Here is a 17,574-nt window from a genome sequence, read left to right as displayed (position 1 = left end):
CAACCCGATCCCATGCCGTGAAAGTCCTTTCCCGCCTCAACATGAAGCAGTTCCCCTTGCTCTGCGCCGCATTGCTGGCCTCCGTTTCCGTCCACGCCGCACCCCCCGCGGCCCAGCCCGAGCCTGCCGGTAACACCGCGGCGCCGTTGGGACTCGAACTGGGCAAGGCCAGGTGCTCGCGCCTGTCGCCGCCGCAGAACCACGCCAGGACCGGCGCCTCCGAATGGGCCGGCGGCGATACGGTCGAGTTGAAGCACCTGGAGCGCTTCCACCTGCCCGGCCTGTCGCGCGTGGTGCTGAACTGCGATGGCCAGGATGCCGTGGCGCTGGTCACCATGACCTTCGAGCGCACCGCGCTGGACGAGGTGCGCGGCAAGCTGGACGCGCGCTATGCCGCCTTGCGCAAGACCGAAGGCGCGGCCGAGAACGGCTATGCCGAATGGAGCGCCGCCAATGGCAGCCTGGAGCTGCTCTACGGGCGCGACAGCAAGCACTTCACCGTGGCTTACTGGGCCAGGGGCGCCAAGGCGAAGTACTTCTCGTACAGCGGCGGCGGCAAGAAGCCCGCCGCGGCGGCCACCGCGGCACCGCCCCAGCCTGCGCCGCTGTAGCGGCGTGCCGGCGACTCGGGCTCCGCAGGCCGGCGCCAGGGGCCTTGCGGGCGCCGAGATCATCACTGCGCGCCCGGCGTGCGCAGGGCAAGGGGTGGCGCAAGGCACTCTCGATTCCCCTGTAAGGAAGCCGCCGTGTCGCCTATGCTTTCCAATGCGACGGAAAAATCCGCGCAGCATTCGCACATTCGCACGCACTGAACAACAAGAAGGGGCAAGTCCCCCATGCAGGGAGCGCGCCGCAAGGCTGGCGCCTTCCTCGCGTTATTTTGGCCTGGTCACGGGGTGAGTCGATCGCACACGAGCACGTCGGGGCTCGTGGGCGGCATGCGCCGTTGACGACAACATGACAGACCAATTCCTGTTCAGCAAGCCGTTCACGTTTCTCGCCTGCGCCGGCATGACGGAAGTCAGGGACGGCATCGAGGCGCTGGAAGCGCTGCCGGGCCACCTGTTCTGGCTGGAGAACGAAGACTTCATCCGCCGGGTCTACGTGCCCGATTTCGTGGAGCAGAGCCGCGCCGCCCTCGAGGCAGGAATGCCGGGCGGGGCGGAGCGGATCGACGCGCTCGCGCCCGAGATCCGCCGCAGCGCCGCCGTGCTGCCGGCCCTGCAGCAACTGTCGGCGGAACAGGCCGCGCTGGCCTGCTCGTACTGCTACTGGAGCTATTGCGCCGATGTGGTCGGACGCGCCCAGGGCATCCCGCGCAGCGCCATCGCACGCCAGTTCGAGCGCGCCGTCGCCCCGCGCGATGGCGCGCACAAGCTGCAATGGCTGTGCCCGTGCTGCGGCGGCCGGGCGCAGTACCAGGTCGATGGCCTGCTGGCATCGCAGCGGCCCGTGCGCCAGGGGGGCTTTTCGCTCGAATGCGCGCATTGCGGCCACCAGGAGCGGTTGTATGCCGGCTTCCTGCACGCCGGCCGGCTCGAATGCCGCTGCGCGCTTTGCACCAGCTTTGTCCAGTCGCTGGCCGGACAGCTGGCCCGGGCCGCGCGCAAGCTTTGCGCCAGCCTGGAAGACTATGCGTGGATGCATGCGGTCGATACCGCCGCCGAAATCCGCGAACTCAAGGACGCCTCGCTGCAACGGCTGGCACACGGCGACAAGCCTGGCGCCAACGCGATGGCGTTTGCCGCGGCGGTCCAGTCCGGCGAGGCGCGCACCGTGCCGGAGCTGCTCGCCCGCATCGACCCCACGCTGGAAGGCCGGCTCGACAAGAACCCCAGGGCCTGGGCGCTGTTGTGCGAGCTGCTGGGCGAAGGCGTGCTCGATAGCGAATGCACCATCTACGACCACGACGGCCGCAAGCACGTGGCGCTTGAAATTGCCTTGCTCGACGACGACCCGGCGCCCGACGGCGGCGCCGCGCAGGAACACCTCGAGACCCTGCTGCGCGGCTACCCGCCGGACCAGCCGGAGGCCTTTGTCGGCTGGCTCAAGGCGCTGAAGCGGCTGCGTCTTTGCAGCGGCAGGTTCAATGCGGCCGTCGACGTGACGTGGAAACCCAACCTCGAGCACTGCCGCATCCTGAGCGCGCGCTGGCTGCAGGGCACGGCGCCGGCGGTGCCACTGGCCGCGCAAGGCAGCGCCGCGTGGCCGCCGGCAACACAGCGCGCGCGCCCGGAGCGCCCGGTGTATCTCGACGCCGAACTGGAAGCGGTGCAGCTGCTCAAGTCGCTGGGCTATATCCTGCTCAGCCCGGAAGACATCCGTTCGCAGCGGGATCCCGCGGAGTCCACCGGACCCGACTGAGCGCACCATGGCGGCCAGGGGCCGCCGCGTGCCACGCATATCGAAGCGCGGATTTATTCGTTGGTGCGCGGCCGCGGCGCGCGTACGTTCAGGGGTTCCGATATCCATCGCCACAGAACCCGATGACCGCTTCCCGACGCCAGTTCCTGCGCCACGGCGCTGCCGCCACGGCCGCGCTTGCCGCCGTCCCCGTCCTGACTTTCAACACCTTCGGCGCCGGCCCGGCGCACGCGCAGGGACGCCCGCTGCTGAAGGCCGGCGACCAGAAAGGCGGCCTGCGCGCGCTGCTCGAATCCGCCAACGCGCTCGAGGGCCTGGACTACGACATCCAGTGGACCGAGTTTCCCGCCGCGGCACCGCTGGCCGAGGCGCTGAACGCGGGCGCGGTCGACAGCGGCCCGATCGGCGATGCGCCGGCCATCTTCGCGCTGGCCGCCGGCACGCGCATCCGGCTGATCGGTGCGAACCGCTCGGACCCCTACGGCACGGCCGTGCTGGTGCGGCCCGACTCGCCACTGCGGCAGGCGGCCGACCTGAAAGGCAAGCGCATCGGCACCAACCGCGGCTCGATCGGGCACCTGATCGCGCTCAAGGCGCTGGAATCCGCCGGACTGAAGCCGGATGACGCCGACCTGCGCTTCCTGCCGCCCGCGGATGCCAAGCTGGCGCTGAGCAGCGGCTCGATCGATGCGTGGGCCACGTGGGAACCCTATACCGCGATGGCGGAAACCAGCCAGCATGCGCGCGTGCTGGTCAGCGGCCGCGGGCTGTGGTCGGGCCTGAGCTACCTGGCCGCGACCGAGGCGGCGCTGGCGGCCAGGCGCCCGGTGCTGCAGGACTTCCTGCACCGCGTGGTGCGCGCGCAGCAGTGGTCCTACCAGCATGTGCCGGAGTTCTCGGCAACGCTCGCGCGCATCATCGGCATCTCGCCGCAGGCGGCGCGGCTGCAGTTCGAGCGGCGCCGCACGCAGTGGCGCAGCATCGACGCGGCGCTGATCGCCGAGCAGCAGCGCACCGCGGACTTCTACCTGAAAGCCGGCCTGCTCAGGCAGCGGCTCGATGTGCGGCAGACCTTCGACTCGGGGTTCTCCCTGAGCGCCTGAGCCCCTGAGCGCCTCTGGCAAGACCCCGGCCCGCGCCGCGGCCGGTACAGGAATTCCATGATTGACGCAGCCCCGCGCCACCGCTCCCCGCGGCCCGGCGCGGCCTGCGCGCGCGCGGCCGGTTCTGGCCCCAGCGAATCCGGGCAACTGGTCCTATAGGCGCGGAATCGGGCTCACCTATAAAGCCGTGACCCCCAAACCCATTTCTCATCCGAGGAGCACAACCATGCGGTGGTTCAAGCAGATCGCGACGTATATCGCCCTGGCGGCGGCGCTGGCGCCGGCCGCGCAGTCCGTACATGCCCAAAGCAAGAATGTAGTGATTGCTTACCAGGACATGGTGGTGCCCTGGCGCTACGCGCAGGACATGAAGGAGCTGGAAAAGCAGACCGGCTATACGGTCTCGTTCCGGCAGTTCGGCGGCGGCGGCGACGTGATCCGCGCCATGGCGTCGGGGCAGATCGCCATCGGCGAGGCCGGCACCTCGCCGATCGCGTCGGCGCTGTCGCAGGGACTGGATGTCGAGCTGTTCTGGATCCTCGACGACATCAACGCGGCCGAGGCGATGGTCGCGCGCAACGGCAGCAAGATCGCCAGCATCGCCGACCTGAAGGGCAAGCGCATCGGCGTGCCGTTCGTATCGACCACGCACTACCACACGCTGGTCGCCCTGGAGCGCGCGAAGATCAATCCGAAGGACGTGCGCATCGTCAACATGCGCCCGCCCGAAGTCGCTGCCGCATGGGAGCGCGGCGACATCGACGCCACCTTTATCTGGGATCCGGTGCTGGCCAAGCTCAAGCAGTCCGGCACGGTGCTGACCACCTCCGGGCAGATCGCCGCCGACACCGGCAAGGCCACCTTCGACGGCATGATCGCCAACAAGAAGTTCGCGCGCGAGAACCCGGAATTCATGGTCAAGCTGGTGCGCGTGCTGGCCGCGGCGGATGACAACTACCGCAAGAACAAGGCGGCGTGGTCCGCGGATTCGCCGATGGTGAAGGCCGTGGCCAAGGTCTCCGGCGCCAAGCCCGAGACCGTGCCGGCCAGCATGGCGCTGTACAGCTTCCCCACGCTGCAGGAGCAGGTATCCGAGCGCTGGCTCGGCGGCGGCGCGGCGCGCGCGCTGCAGTCGGCGGCGCAGTTCCTGAAGGAACAAGGCACCATCCAGACCGTGCTGCCGGACTACGGCCCGGGCGTCAACGCGGAATGGGCCAAACGGGCCTTGCGCTGACCACGCGCCGCGCTACCGAAGCCGGCCGCCGCGCGCTCCCTTGCAGCGCGGCGGCCCCGCACAAGTCCTGTTCCGGGAGCCCCCTCATGTACCAACTCGAAATCGATAATGTCAGCGTCAACTACGGCACCGCGGGCGGCGCAAAAACGCTGGCCCTGTCGCAGGTCAATCTCACCATGGAGCGCGGCGATTTCGTGGTCGCGCTGGGTGCCTCGGGCTGCGGCAAGACCACCCTGCTGTCGTGCATCGCGGGCTTCATGGAGCCGTCGGAGGGCGAAATCCGGCTCAGCGGCAAGCCCGTGCACGGCCCCGGTGCCGAACGCGGCGTGGTGTTCCAGAAGCACGCGCTGATGCCGTGGCTCAGCGTCGAGGACAACGTGGCGCTGGGCCTGCGCCTGCGCGGCGTATCCCGCGCCGAGCGGCTGCGCATTGCCCATGAAAAGCTGGCCGCGGTCGGGCTGGAAAGCGTCGCCGCCAAGCCGGTCTACCAGCTCTCGGGCGGCATGCAGCAGCGCGTGGGCATTGCCCGCGCGCTCGCCTGCGATCCGGCGGTGATGCTGATGGACGAACCGCTGGGCGCGCTCGACGCGCTCACGCGCGAGTCGATCCAGGCGCTGATCCTGAAGCTGTGGGCGCGCGAGCAGAAGATCGTCTTCTTCATCACGCACAGCGTGGAAGAGGCGCTGTTCCTGGCCACGCGGCTGATCGTGATGACGCCTTCGCCCGGACGCATCGCGCACACCTATGAACTGCCGTTCGCGCGCCGCTTCATCGAATGCGGCGACGCGCGCGCGGTCAAGGCCGACCCGGAGTTCATCCGCTACCGCGAAGAGATCGTCGACCTGATCCATGCCACCGCCTGAGGAGAACCAGATGTCCGCTACCGTCCAACGCATCGAGCCGCCGCCGCAAGCCGCCGCGGCGCCCGCGGCCGCGGCCAGCCGCCCCATGAAGACCGTGTCGGGCTACCGCCTGCCGGGCGAAGGGTCGAGCTCGCGCATTTCCACCATCACCGTGGTGCTGCTGCTGGCGCTGTGGTGGCTGGCCAGCCACCTGCGCTGGCTGCCGCCGCTGTTCCTGCCCACGCCCGAGTCGATCTTCACCGCCTTTATCGATGCCTGGCAGGGCAACCTGCAGGGCGGCCAGCCGCTGACCGAGCATTTCGCGGCGAGCATGCTGCGCGTGTTCGGCGCGTTCGCGCTGGCGGTGGCGACCGCGGTGCCGATCGGCGTGATGATGGGCGTATCCCGCATCGCCCGCGGCATCTTCGATCCGCCGATCGAGTTCTACCGGCCGCTGCCGCCGCTGGCCTACCTGCCGCTGATCGTGATCTGGTTCGGCATCGACGAAACCTCGAAGGTGCTGCTGATCTTCCTGGCCTGCTTCGCGCCGCTGGCGATGTCGGCGCAGGCCGGGGTGCGCTCGGTCACGATCGAGCAGATCAACGCGGCGTATTCGATGGGCGCGAGCCCCTGGCAGGTGGTGCGCCATGTGGTGATCCCGGCGGCGCTGCCCGATATCCTGACCGGCATGCGCATTGCCATCGGCTTCGGCTGGACCACGCTGGTCGCCGCGGAGATGGTGGCGGCTACCGCCGGGCTGGGCCAGATGGTGCTCAACGCCTCCAACTTCCTGCGTACCGACGTGGTGATCATGGGCATCGTGCTGATCGGGCTGATCGCCTATGTGTTCGACCTGCTGATGCGCAAGCTGGCCAAGTGGCTGGTGCCCTGGAAGGGACGGATGTGATGCCGGCGGCCCCGGTGCCATGCCCCGGGGCCGGTTGCGCTGTACCATGGCGGGGCTTTCGCCGGAGCGGATCCGGCCCCCCTGCAACCCCGTCATGAACCGCTGTCCTCCCCTCGCCCTCCTTTGCGTGGCCGCCGCCGGCCTGCTCAGCCTGGGCACCGCCCGGGCCACCGATATCGACTGCGACCCGTCCGCCAGGCCGGCCGCCGCCACCCCGGCGCAGCGGCTGATCTGCGAATCCGCGCTGTTTTCCATGGGCTACCAGCGCATTTACGCCGACCAGCAACGGCTGCTCAGCGCGGGCGCCATCACCGACGCGGACATCGCCGCATTCCGGAACAAGCGGGATCGTTGCGACACGGCCGCCTGCCTCGATGCCGTGTTCCGGGAATGGCGGGCCTCGGCGCCGCAGACCCGCTCCAGGCCATAGGCGCCGCATCCTCCGCCCGCGCCCGATGCCGGCCGAGGCCGCCAGACATGCTGGCCGCCCGGCCTTGATACAATCCCGGTTCACACAACGGCAGACATCATGGGCTTCGAACAACTGGCAGCACTCAGGGACCAACTCGCCAAGAAGGCGGCCGCCGAAAAACAGAAGGACGAACGCAAGGGCCCGCGCAAAGGCGCGACCAGCGGCGCGACCAGCGGCGCGGCCGGCGGCGCAACCGGCGACGCGTCCAAGGGCACGTCCAGGGGCAAGCCGCACCGCCCCCGCGACGGCGAGCGTACCGCGGCGGGTGCCGACGCGCCCGCGGGCGCCAGGGGCCGCCGTCCGGCGCCTGCTGCCGCGCCCGGCAAGCCGGTCGATCCGGTGGTGCATGCCATTGCCCGGCTGCAGAAGCACTTCCCCAAGGCCTTCCCCAAGAACCCAGCGCCCAAGGTGCCGCTGAAGGTCGGCACCTTCGAAGACCTGACCCAGCATTCGGCAAAGCTTGGCCTGGACGAGGCCGAGCTGCGCGAGGCGATCCGCACCTGGTGCAGCGGCGCGCGCTACTGGTCGTGCATGGTCGAAGGCGCCAAGCGGCTGGACCTGGACGGCAACGAGGCCGGCGTGGTCACGCAGGCGGACGCCAAGCGCGCGCAGCAACTGAAGGCGCGCCGCGCCGGCGCGGTACGCAAGGCCAAGGCCGCAGCGCCGGCCGCAAATGGCGCAACTGCCGCAGCTGCGGCACCGGCTGCGGAGCCAGCCGAGGCGCCCGCCGAGGCCCAGGCCACCGCCACGCCGGAAACACCGGAAACGCCGGAAACGCCGGCCACGCCGGAAGCGCCGGCCACGCCGCAAACGCCATGATCCCCCGCCGCCGGCCGTCCGGCGGCGCCTACCCCAGCACCGCGCGCGCGATCACCGTCCGCTGGATTTCCGACGAGCCCTCGTAGATGCGCAGGATGCGCGCATCGCGCACCAGCCGCTCCAGCGGCAGGTCGCGCGTAAAGCCGTAGCCGCCGTGGATCTGCAGCGCGGCATCGGTGACGAACCCCACCATCTCCGACGCATACAGCTTGGCCATCGACGCCTGCTCGGTAAAGGGCTCGCCGTCGCGGCGCCGCGCCGCGGCCTGCAGCGTCAGCAGCCAGGCCGCCTCCAGCCGCGTGCGCATGTCCGCGAACATCCATTGCAGGCCCTGCTTGCGCGCCAGCGGCTCGCCGCCCACCTGGCGCTGCCGGGCCCAGTCCACCGCGCACGCCAGCGCCGCCTCGGCAATGCCCAGGCTGGTGGCGGCGACGTCGAGCCGGCTGTTGTCCAGCACCTTCATCGCGGTGCGGAAACCGGTGCCCTCTGGTCCCAGCCGGTTGGCCGCGGGCACGAAGCAGTCGATCGCCACCTCATGCGCCGGCGCGCCGTGGATGCCCATCAGTTTCTCGGGCGGCGCCACCTGCACGCCGTCGCTGTGCCGGTCCACCACGAAGGCGCTGATGCCGCGCGTGCCCGCGGCCGGGTCGGTCTTGGCATAGACCACGATAAAGTCCGCCGCCCCGGCGTTGGAGATAAAGTGCTTGACCCCGCGCAGCCGGTAGCCGTCGCCTTCCGGCGTGGCGCGCGTGGCCATGTCGGCCGGGTTGGAGCCGGCGCGCGGTTCGGTCAGCGCGAACGCGCCCAGCCGCGTGCCGGCCGCCGCGTCGGGCAGGTAGCGCGCACGCTGGTTGTCGTCGCCGCCGATCAGGATGGAATCGGTGGCGAGGTAGTGCGCGCCCAGCATCGATGACGTCGAGGCGCAGGCCTTGGCGATCTCCACAAGAGACAGGATCAGCGCCACCGGCGACGTTTCCGTGCCGCCCCAGCGCTCCGGCAGGTTCATCCCCATCAGGCCGAGTTCGGCCAGTTGCGGCACATAGCGCGTGGTAGCGGTTTCCGCGCGATCCACTTCGGCAGCCTTTGGCGCGAGTTCGCTTTGCGCGAAGCGGCCGATGGCATCGGCAATTTCCAGGTCGGCCGGCTCGACGCCGAGTCGTTTAAGCATGCTGTTGCTCCTTGCTGAATTCATGCGCGGCCAGGATGGCCTCGGTGTGCTGCCCAAGCGCCGGCGCGGGCGTGACGCGGTTGGGGCCATAGCCGGAGAACTTCACCGGCTGCGACGGCAGCCGCACGGTGCCGCCATCCGGCCCGGCCACTTCGGTCAGCAGGCCGCGATGGACGGCATGCTCGCTTTCCAGCGCCTGCTTGACGTTGCGGATCGGCGCCACCGGAATGCCCGCCGCGCCCAGCAGGCGGGTCACCTCGGCCACGGAGCGGCCCGACGACCACGCTTCCAGCCCGGCGCGCAGCGCGGGCTCGAAGCGGCAGCGCGATGCATCATCGGCAAAGCGCGGGTCGTGCGCCATTTCCGGACGGCCGATGGCCTCGGCCAGCGTGTGGAACAGCCTGTTGTTGAGCACGGCCACCACGTAGAAGCCGTCCGCGGCGCGGTACACGCCGAACGGCGCGGACGAGGGATGGCGGTTGCCGACCCGTTGCGGCGCCAGCCCGGTGGCGGCGTAGCGTGCCACCAGCGTGGCGCTCAGGCTCAGCGTGGCGTCGAACATCGAGACATCGACATGCGTGCCGCGCCCGTTTTTCTCGCGCGCCAGCAGCGCGGCCAGCACGCCCCATGACGCAAAGAGGCCGCTGACCGCATCGGACACCGCCTCGCCCAGCATGGTCGGCGCGCCGTCCGGCGCGCCGGTGGCGTCCATCAGCCCGCACATCGCCTGCAGGATGATGTCGTAGGCCGGCCGGTGCGATTCCGGCCCGGTCTGGCCGAAGCCCGACACGCTCGCGTAGACCAGCGCCGGATTCAGCGCGCGCAGCGCCGCGTAGCCGATGCCGAGCTTGTCCGCCACGCCCGGGCGGAAATTCTCCACCACCACGTCGGCGCGCTCGCACAGCGCGCGCGCCAGCTCCAGCCCCGCCGCCGTCTTCAGGTCGATCACGATGCTCTGCTTGTTGCGGTTCATCGCCGCGAACAGCCCGCTGCTGCCGTCGACGAAGGGCCCGACCGCGCGGTAGTCGTCGCCGCCCGGCGGCTCGATCTTGATCACCTCGGCGCCCAGGTCGCCCAGCAGTGCCGTGCAATACGGGCCCGCCAGCACGCGCGAGAAGTCGATGACGCGAATGCCGGCCAGCGGCAGGTCGGAATGGCAGGAAGGGTCCAAGGCGTGCTCCTCGATGGCTTGCGTTTCGGTGGTTCGATTCTGCGCAGCGCAAGCTATCAAGTAAAATATGCAATTCGACTAGCACCTATAGGATTTCCTGATGCGTGTCTCGCTGCGGCTGTTGCGCTACTTCGCCGCGACGGCGGAAACCGGCAGCACCACGGCGGCGGCCCGGCTGCTGAACGTGTCGCAGCCGTCGATCTCCGTCGCCATCCGCGAGTTGGAGACGCTGTTCGAGGAAGCCCTGTTCGCCCGCGACGCGGGCGCGCGCATGACCCTGACCCGCTTCGGCGTGCGCAAGCTGGCCGAAGCGCGCCAGATCCTCGGTGCGGCCACGGCGTTTGAAATCGACAAAAGCGGCGACGGCGCCGCCGGCGAAGTGCAGATCGGCGTGTTCCGCACGCTGGCGCCGGTCTATCTGCCGGTAGTGCTGCGGATCGCGCGCGAGCGCTATCCGAACCTGGCGGTGCGTTTTGTCGAGGGTGACCTGGCCCAGCTGGAAGACTGGCTGCACGGCGGGCAGATCGAACTGGCGCTGAGCTACGACGTCGGCATGCCCGACGACCTCGAGCGCGAACGGCTGGCCGAGCTGCGGCCCTACGGGCTGGTGCCCGCCGGCTCGCGGCTGGCGCGGCGCCGGGGCAGCGTGTCGCTGCACGAACTGGCGCAGGAGCCGCTGATCCTGATCGACCTGCCGCACAGCCGCGAATTCCTGATGGCGCCGTTCTGGCAATACGGGCTGCAGCCCGAGGTACGCTACCGCGCCACCTCGCTGGAGCTGGCGCGCGGCATGGTGGCCAATGGCCTGGGCGTGGCGCTGCTGATCACGCAGGCGCCCGCGTCGTCGCAGGTTACGGCCGTGGTGGAAAAACCGATCCGGGAAGACACCGTGCGCCAGCCGCTGGTGATCGCCCGCGCGGCGCGCGCAACGCGGTCGCGCGCCTCGGAGCTTCTGGCAGAATGCGTGCGCGACGCCGTGGCGCAGGCCACCGCAGCACGCGCCAGCTGAGCCCCGTTATCGCCGCCGCGGCTGTGGTAGCGTGGCGTTTTCCGACTGGCTTTGCCCCATGACCGATTTCGACGCCGACGCCCTCAAACGCCTGGTCACCGTCACCATGCCCTTTGGCAAGCACAAAGGCACGCTGATCGCCGACCTGCCGGGCAACTACCTGAACTGGTTCGCGCGCGAGGGTTTTCCGCCGGGACAGATCGGCGCGCTGCTGGCGCTGATGCATGAACTGGATCACAACGGGCTGTCGCATTTGCTGAAGCCGCTGCGCGGCACAGGCATTGACTGATGCCGGGCCGGGGCGCCGCGCTATGGCCGCGAGCGCAGCCGTTGCTCGAGCGACTGCCTGACGTCATGCAGCAGGCGCGCTGCCGGCGCCGACAACATGGCGTTGTGCCGCGTGATGATGGCGATCGGGTGCTCGACGCCTTCAGCCGGCAGGGCTTTGGCCACCAGGCCGAACTCCCCGACCAGCTCGGTGACATAGCCCGGCAGCACCGCCACGCCGACACCAGCCTTGGCAAAGCTGATCGCCGACAGCACGGTGCCAACCTCGATCGCGCTGGCATACGCCAGGCCACGGCCAGCGAAGACCCGGTCCACGGTGCGCCGCGTGCTGAAGGTCGGGTGCAATGAAATCTGCGGCCAGGCCGCCAGCTGCTCCCAGCTTACCGAGCGCTTGCGCGCCAACGCATGGTCCGCGGCGCAGACGACGAACATCCTTTCGTTGAAGACATGCTCGATGGTCAGCTTCGGATGCGCGCCCTCGATGGAGGCCAGGCCGAAGTCAGCCTTGCCGTTGACGACGTAGTCGATGGTTTCATCGGTTGACAGCTCATGCAGGCCGATGCGAATCGCGGGGTAGGCCTGGTGGAACGCCGTGACGGCCTTGCGCAGCAGCCCCACGCACAGCATCGGCGAAGCGGCGACACTGACCTCGCCCGCTTCCATGTTCAACAGGCTGCGCATGCTGCGCTCGGCGGCGTCCATGGTGCCGAGCACCTCGCAAACATGCCGGTACAGCTGCTCGGCCAGCAGCGTGGGCACGACCTTGCGCGTCGAGCGCTCGAACAGGCGCTGGCCGACCTTCGACTCCATCTCCTGGCAGACCTTGCTGACCGCGGACTGCGTCATGTGCAGCGCCTGCGAAGCGCCGCTGAAACTGCGCAGTTCGTAGACGACGCGAAAAACGCGAAACTCCCGGAGCGTGAAGTTCATGGGCAAGGCAGGCTTGGCAGAGCCGTCGATCATACCTGACGGCCCCCTGCCCTTTCATCGCTGCTGCTTGCGCGCGAAGAAGCGGGTCATGTAGGTGTCCGGTTCGGCGCCGGCATAGCATGCCCCGAAGACTTCGATGCTGTGCTTCAGCCCGCGCTCGATCGCGGGGTCTTCCCAGGCGCGCAGCAGGGCCTTCTGCGCGCGCACCGCTTCGGGAGCGCATTCGAGGATCTCGGCTACGGTATGCGCCACGGCGTGATCCAGGCCGCTGTTCGGCACGACCTCATGCACAAAGCCCCAGGCTTGCGCGCGGGCGGCGTCGATGGAAGCGCCAGTCAGAAGCATCCAGCGCGTGTTCCCCTCGCCGATCAGCCGCGGCAGGATGTTGGCGTGAATCACCGACGGAATCCCGATCCGTACCTCGGGCATGGCAAAGTTCGCGCGGTCATCCGCGATGCGGATGTCGCAGGCCGCGGCGAACTCCATTCCGCCGCCCATGCACCAGCCGGACAGCCGCGCAATCGTCGGCACGGGGAAGTCGCGCACCGCTTCGCAAAGATCGTGCAGGCGCGTAATGAAAGCCACCGCGGTCTCGGGGTTCAGCTTCGCCAGCTCCTTGATGTTGGCGCCGCCAATGAACGCTTTCTCGCCGGTACCGCGCAACACCAGCACGCGCACGTCGGGGCGCCTTGCCAGCCGGCGCAGCGTAGTCGTGAATTCGGTGATGGTGTCGGAGTCCAGGATATTCAGGCTCGTGCCGTTGGCAATCTGCAGCGTTGCCACGCCCTGGTCCGATACCTGCAGCGTCAGGTGTTTCAGGTCTTCCATCGTCATTGTCCAGTGTTCGTTGTCCCGCGGCCCAGCGTCGGGGCGGGTGTCGGAAAGTCATGCGCGGCTGCCGGCGAGCGGAAGCGCGCCGCAATACGGCGTTGCCCGGCATCGCCAAAATCGCGTTCATCGAAGAACCCGACGGCCCTGAGCTGGGCGTCATCCAGCAGGTCCTCGACACGATTGACGCGGGCGTGGGGAATATCCGCGCCTTCCAGCAAGTCCACCCACTCTTGCGTGGTGCGTGTTGCCATGACTTCGGCCAGGTAGCCGTAGATGGCGTCGTAGTTGTCCGCACGGGCGGCGGCCGTCTGGAATCTCGGGTCGGCCTCAAACCTGCGGATTTCGCCGATGGCCTCGAAAAACGCGCGCCAGTGCTTGTCGTTGTAGACCACCGCGGCGATGTAGCCGTCGCTGGTCTGGTAGGGTTTCCGGTGCGGGGTAAGCAGGCGGCTGTAGCCCATCGGGCCGGCTGCCGGTTCGAAGGAAGCGCCGCCCAGGTGGTCGCCCAGAACGAACGCGGCCATGGTCTCGAACATGGAAACGCGGAGGGTATCGCCGCGTCCGCTGCGCTGCCGGCTGTAGAGCGCGGCAATGGTGGCGTGCGCGGCGGTCAGGCCGGTCACGCGGTCGGCGATCAGCGTCGGCACGTATTGCGGCGCGCCGCCGGTCTGCCGGGCGAACAGGTCCGCCAGGCCGGCCTCGGCCTGGATCACGTCGTCATAGGCGGCGCGTCCGCGCATCGGACCGCCGTCGGCATAGCCCGACAATTCGACATACACCATGCCCGGGTTCAGCTTGCGCACCGCTTCGTCGTCCAGGCCAAGGCGCCGCATCGCCTGCGGCCGCACGTTGTGCACCAGCACGTCGAAATCCGGCAGCATCTGCCTGAGCGTGGCGATATCCGCCTCGCGCTTCAGGTCGAGCATGACCGATTGCTTGCCCTGGTTGGCGTGCAGGAACATCGAGCCCAACCCCGGCGCACGCTTGCTGCCGGCATGGCGCATGACGTCGCCCTCCGGCGGTTCGACCTTGACCACGGTGGCGCCGTAGTCGGCGAGGATCTGCGTGCAGACCGGCCCCATGATGACCGAGGTCAGGTCCAGCACCCGCACCCCGGCCAACGGACCCGCGACCTGTGCCGCAACCTGTGCTGCCTGGTTCGTCATTGCTGCTCCACACCGGCCTTCGACGCCCGGGAAGTCCAGATGCCGCGTTGTGCCACCGTGAATGCCGCGAACTCCCGGGTGCTAGCCGGGGCGGCGACCATGCCAAGCTTGCCCAGCTTGTCGACGACGGCGGGGCGGGCGATCGCCTCGTTCACCGCCTGGTTCCAGCGCGCCACGATGGGCGCAGGCGTTCCGGCCGGGGCCGCCAGTCCGACCCACACCACCAGGTCGAACTGCGGGTAGCCGGCTTCGGCCATGGTCGGCACGTTCGGCAACTCGGGCAGGCGCTTCGGGCTGGTAATCGCCAGCCCGTTCAGCTTCCCGCCATGCAGGAAGCCCATCACCACCGACGTGTCCGCGACCATGAAGTCGATCTGGCTGCCGAGCAGGTCGGTCACCGCCGGAGGCTGGCTCTTGTACGGAATCGCATCGGCAGGCACGTTGGCCAGCTGCGAGAACGTTGCCGCGGCGATTTGCGCCGATCCGCTGCCGTAGCCATAGCGCAAGCGGCTCTTCTGCGCATGCGCTGCCATGTCGCGGGCCGACTTGTAGGGCGCGTCTGGGCGCGTCACCAGCACCATCGGAATGGTGGCAATGCGGGAGATGTGGACGAAGTCCTTGATCGGATCGTAGCCGGGGCGCTTGTACAGCGCCTCGATGCCGGAATGGGTCGAGCTGCTGGTCAGCAACAGCGTGTAGCCGTCTGCCGGCGACTTCGCCACATAGCTCGCGCCGATGATGCCGTTGGCACCTGGCCGGTTGTCGACGACGATGGTGCCCAGCGAGGTGCGCACCTCTTCGGCAATGATGCGGGCCGCCGTGTCCGAGGCGCTCCCGGCGGTAAACGGCACCACCAGCTTGACCGGCCGGCTGGGATAAGAATCGCCTTGCGCGAAGGCGGCGGGCGCAATCATCGTTGCGGTCACCAGGGCGGCAATCAGGGCCTTCATCTCTGTCTCCTTGTCTGATAGCCGCCATGTTCGGCCCGAACACTCATGCCAACAAGCGAATTGTGTTCATAGAATTATCGTGCTTTGGAATATATCCGCGCGGCTGCGAGCGGTTCGCAGGGGCCGCAGCGTGGCCGCTTCGCGCTACGCTGCGATCCGGACGGGATGCTGGTACGTATCCAGCAATCTCGCCAGACGCTGCACCTCCAAGCGCTTGTGATAGACGCGCTTCAGGAACAGATGCGCGTCGTGCTCCCAGGCAAAGCCTATGCCGCCGTGGACCTGGATCGCCAGCTTTGTCGCCTGCGTCGCGGCCGCGACCACCAGCCGGGTTGCGATGCCAGCCACGTCAGGCGCCGCGCCCTCCCCCAGCAAGGCCCGGACCGCATAGCGCCCGTTGTCCAGTGCTACCCAGGCATTGGCCAGCGCATGCTTGATGGCCTGGTACTGGCCGATCGGCTTGCCGAACTGGCGGCGCTCGGTGGCGTAGCTGACCGCCATGTCCAGCGCGGCAGCCGCCGCTCCGAGTGTCTGCGCCAGCTCCACCGCCAGGTACCTGCGCAACAACGGCTGCATGCTGGCCCACGGCAGCGAAAAGCCGGCTTGCGCCGCCGCACTGCCGGCAGGCAGGCATCCGAGCGCTCCGCACACGTCCATGCCCGCGACAACGTCGACATCGGTGCCGTCATAACGCTGGATTTGCCAGCTACCGTCGCGCTCCCCGGCGGGCGCAAGCCGGTAATAGCACGCGCGCCGCCCATGGAAATCAATGAAACGCGCGTCGTCCTCCGGCTCCGCTTGCTCCACGCGGCCAACGCCGGGATGCCGCTGCCATGGCAACACGGTGCCCGCGCCCAGCAGTTCGGGAACCTGCTGGCACAGCGGATGCAGGACATAGGCGGAAAACGCCAGCGGCAGGTTGAGCAGCGACCGCCCCATCATTTCGCCCAGCGCAAGCGGGTAATGCGTCCCGGGTTCGGCCTCGACGTCCGCCAGTTCGAGCCAGCCCCCTTGATCGAGGCTTGCCCATTTTGCGTAGTGCCGCGGTTCATCCAGCGTATCGCCGCGGCGCGCATCGGCCAGCGGATGCTGCTCGCGCATCAGTCTGCCGAACGACGCCGGCAGCATGTCTTCCGCTTCAGTTTGCGTTGCCATGTTTGTCCTTCGGAAGCCCCAGGATGCGCTCCGCAATGATGTTTCGCTGGATCTCGGAAGTGCCGGCGACGATTGTCTCGGCGCGAGACCACAAGAATTCCCTGACGACCGCGGCGTCTTCGCAGTACGCGCCGCCCGCTTCAGGTCCGACCATGCCGCGCGCGCCAAGCAGGTCGAGCTGGAGCTCGATCACCTTCTGGCGCGTTTCGCTCCACAGCAGCTTGAGGATCGCGCCATCCGTACCCGGCGTCTTTCCCGCTGCGACCTGGCTGACGACCTGTTCGACACGCCAGCGAATGACCTGGCAGCTGTCGCTGACCTCGAGCAGCCGGTGGCGATAGCCGCTGGCGTCCGCGGCGTTCAGTTGCGCCTGCTCCAGCAGTGTCCTGGCCCGCTCCAGTTCGTGCTCGAGCTGCACCACGCGGGGCAGGAAATAGATGCCGCGCTCGAATTCCGCCGCGGCCATCGCAATGCGCCAGCCTTCGCCCACCTCGCCCACGATGTGGCCGTCCGGGACCCGCACGTCCTCGAACAACACCTCGTTGTAGTCGGCCTCGCCGGTCAGCTGGCGGATCGGCTCGACCCGAACGCCTGGCGCCTGCATGTCCACCAGCATGAAGCTCAGCCCCCGGTGTCCCGCGCTTCCGGCTTCGGTACGAACCAGCGCAAAGCACCATCGCGCCAGGTGCGCCTGCGTGGTCCAGATCTTGTGTCCGTTCACGACCCAGCCGCCATCCATCCTGGCGGCACGGGTGCGGACCGAGGCAAGGTCGGACCCCGAGCCCGGCTCGGAGTAGCCCTGGCACCAGATCTCGGTGCCCGCGCGAATCCCGGGAAGAAACTTTGCCTTCTGTGCGTCCGTGCCGAATTTCAGCAGCGTGGGCGCGAGTATCGAATGCGCAATGCTGTTGATGGGCTGCGGCGCGCCGAACCTTGCGCACAGTTCGTGAAAGGCGATCAGGTCAGACGTCGGCAAGCCGCGCCCGCCCAGTGCCTCGGGCCAGGTCAATGCCACCAGGTCCGCCTCGCATAGCAGCGCATTCCACCGGATGCGACACGGCTGGCCAGGGTTGGCGTGCGCGGGAAACTCCTGCCGCAGCACGGCCAGTGCCTTCTGCAGCCATGCCGTGGCTTCCGCGACGATATCTTGTTTCATTGGATTCCG

General features: G+C 68.7%; 18 protein-coding genes. 10 read left to right on the top strand and 8 right to left on the bottom strand.

Annotation, left to right across the window (positions count from 1 at the left end; all coding sequences use genetic code 11):
- Positions 1–41: 41 nt before the first annotated feature.
- The 8 genes from CBM2594_RS18785 to CBM2594_RS18750 all read left to right on the top strand — a co-directional run bounded on the left by CBM2594_RS18785 (position 42) and on the right by CBM2594_RS18750 (position 7,741).
- The gene (locus CBM2594_RS18785; protein ID WP_198048217.1) at positions 42–611 is read left to right on the top strand and encodes a hypothetical protein; all 570 of its coding nucleotides are present in this window, start codon (positions 42–44) and stop codon (positions 609–611) included.
- Between the two features lie 346 nt (positions 612–957).
- Positions 958–2,364 (top strand): hypothetical protein, encoded by a 1,407-nt coding sequence (locus tag CBM2594_RS18780; RefSeq protein ID WP_116358325.1) that lies wholly within the window; start codon positions 958–960, stop codon positions 2,362–2,364.
- 122 nt (positions 2,365–2,486) lie between these two features.
- Positions 2,487–3,467 carry an ABC transporter substrate-binding protein gene (locus CBM2594_RS18775; protein WP_116358324.1) on the top strand — a complete coding sequence of 327 codons (981 nt, stop codon included), beginning with the start codon at positions 2,487–2,489 and terminating at the stop codon, positions 3,465–3,467.
- Positions 3,468–3,693: 226 nt separating this feature from the next.
- Positions 3,694–4,701: a taurine ABC transporter substrate-binding protein gene (tauA, locus tag CBM2594_RS18770; protein ID WP_116358323.1), complete on the top strand. Its 1,008-nt coding sequence runs from the start codon at positions 3,694–3,696 to the stop codon at positions 4,699–4,701.
- 86 nt (positions 4,702–4,787) lie between these two features.
- Positions 4,788–5,564 carry a taurine ABC transporter ATP-binding protein gene (locus tag CBM2594_RS18765; RefSeq protein ID WP_116358322.1) on the top strand — a complete coding sequence of 259 codons (777 nt, stop codon included), beginning with the start codon at positions 4,788–4,790 and terminating at the stop codon, positions 5,562–5,564.
- A gap of 10 nt (positions 5,565–5,574) precedes the next feature.
- On the top strand, positions 5,575–6,450 hold the full coding sequence (locus tag CBM2594_RS18760; protein ID WP_116358321.1) for an ABC transporter permease subunit: 876 nt from the start codon (positions 5,575–5,577) through the stop codon (positions 6,448–6,450).
- A gap of 94 nt (positions 6,451–6,544) precedes the next feature.
- Positions 6,545–6,880 carry a hypothetical protein gene (locus tag CBM2594_RS18755; protein WP_116359679.1) on the top strand — a complete coding sequence of 112 codons (336 nt, stop codon included), beginning with the start codon at positions 6,545–6,547 and terminating at the stop codon, positions 6,878–6,880.
- A gap of 99 nt (positions 6,881–6,979) precedes the next feature.
- Entirely contained in the window at positions 6,980–7,741 is a 762-nt protein-coding gene (locus tag CBM2594_RS18750) for a ProQ/FinO family protein (protein ID WP_116358320.1), read from the top strand.
- Positions 7,742–7,769: 28 nt separating this feature from the next.
- On the opposite strand, the gene CBM2594_RS18745 is transcribed toward CBM2594_RS18750, so the two are convergent.
- Both CBM2594_RS18745 and CBM2594_RS18740 read right to left on the bottom strand, forming a co-directional pair.
- Positions 7,770–8,909, bottom strand: a complete 1,140-nt coding sequence (locus tag CBM2594_RS18745) for an acyl-CoA dehydrogenase family protein (RefSeq protein WP_116358319.1) — start codon at positions 8,907–8,909, stop codon at positions 7,770–7,772.
- A complete protein-coding gene (locus CBM2594_RS18740) occupies positions 8,902–10,080 on the bottom strand; it encodes a CaiB/BaiF CoA transferase family protein (protein ID WP_116358318.1) in 1,179 nt (392 codons plus the stop codon). Before CBM2594_RS18740 ends, CBM2594_RS18745 begins: the two co-directional genes overlap by 8 nt.
- A gap of 100 nt (positions 10,081–10,180) precedes the next feature.
- On the opposite strand from CBM2594_RS18740, the gene CBM2594_RS18735 reads away from it, so the two are divergent.
- A complete protein-coding gene (locus CBM2594_RS18735) occupies positions 10,181–11,089 on the top strand; it encodes a LysR family transcriptional regulator (protein ID WP_116358317.1) in 909 nt (302 codons plus the stop codon).
- Positions 11,090–11,147: 58 nt separating this feature from the next.
- On the top strand, positions 11,148–11,378 hold the full coding sequence (locus tag CBM2594_RS18730; RefSeq protein WP_116358316.1) for a DUF3820 family protein: 231 nt from the start codon (positions 11,148–11,150) through the stop codon (positions 11,376–11,378).
- A 20-nt stretch (positions 11,379–11,398) separates the two neighbouring features.
- On the opposite strand, the gene CBM2594_RS18725 is transcribed toward CBM2594_RS18730, so the two are convergent.
- The 6 genes from CBM2594_RS18725 to CBM2594_RS18700 all read right to left on the bottom strand — a co-directional run bounded on the left by CBM2594_RS18725 (position 11,399) and on the right by CBM2594_RS18700 (position 17,565).
- Positions 11,399–12,307 (bottom strand): LysR substrate-binding domain-containing protein, encoded by a 909-nt coding sequence (locus CBM2594_RS18725; RefSeq protein ID WP_116359678.1) that lies wholly within the window; start codon positions 12,305–12,307, stop codon positions 11,399–11,401.
- A gap of 54 nt (positions 12,308–12,361) precedes the next feature.
- Positions 12,362–13,135 (bottom strand): enoyl-CoA hydratase, encoded by a 774-nt coding sequence (locus CBM2594_RS18720; RefSeq protein ID WP_116358315.1) that lies wholly within the window; start codon positions 13,133–13,135, stop codon positions 12,362–12,364.
- A gap of 2 nt (positions 13,136–13,137) precedes the next feature.
- Positions 13,138–14,304 (bottom strand): CaiB/BaiF CoA transferase family protein, encoded by a 1,167-nt coding sequence (locus tag CBM2594_RS18715; RefSeq protein ID WP_116358314.1) that lies wholly within the window; start codon positions 14,302–14,304, stop codon positions 13,138–13,140.
- Complete coding sequence (locus CBM2594_RS18710) at positions 14,301–15,254, bottom strand: Bug family tripartite tricarboxylate transporter substrate binding protein (protein WP_116358313.1); 954 nt, start codon at positions 15,252–15,254, stop codon at positions 14,301–14,303. The genes CBM2594_RS18715 and CBM2594_RS18710 overlap by 4 nt, the downstream gene beginning before the upstream one ends.
- A 144-nt stretch (positions 15,255–15,398) precedes the next feature.
- The gene (locus CBM2594_RS18705) at positions 15,399–16,409 is read right to left on the bottom strand and encodes an acyl-CoA dehydrogenase family protein (RefSeq protein WP_232346670.1); all 1,011 of its coding nucleotides are present in this window, start codon (positions 16,407–16,409) and stop codon (positions 15,399–15,401) included.
- Entirely contained in the window at positions 16,393–17,565 is a 1,173-nt protein-coding gene (locus CBM2594_RS18700) for an acyl-CoA dehydrogenase family protein (protein WP_116358311.1), read from the bottom strand. Before CBM2594_RS18700 ends, CBM2594_RS18705 begins: the two co-directional genes overlap by 17 nt.
- Positions 17,566–17,574: the final 9 nt, after the last annotated feature.

The sequence above is a fragment of the Cupriavidus taiwanensis genome, from assembly GCF_900249755.1.
Classification (GTDB): Bacteria; Pseudomonadota; Gammaproteobacteria; order Burkholderiales; family Burkholderiaceae; genus Cupriavidus; species Cupriavidus taiwanensis_D.
Note: the sequence above shows the minus strand (reverse complement) of the source record. Positions and strands in the feature narration are given on the sequence as shown.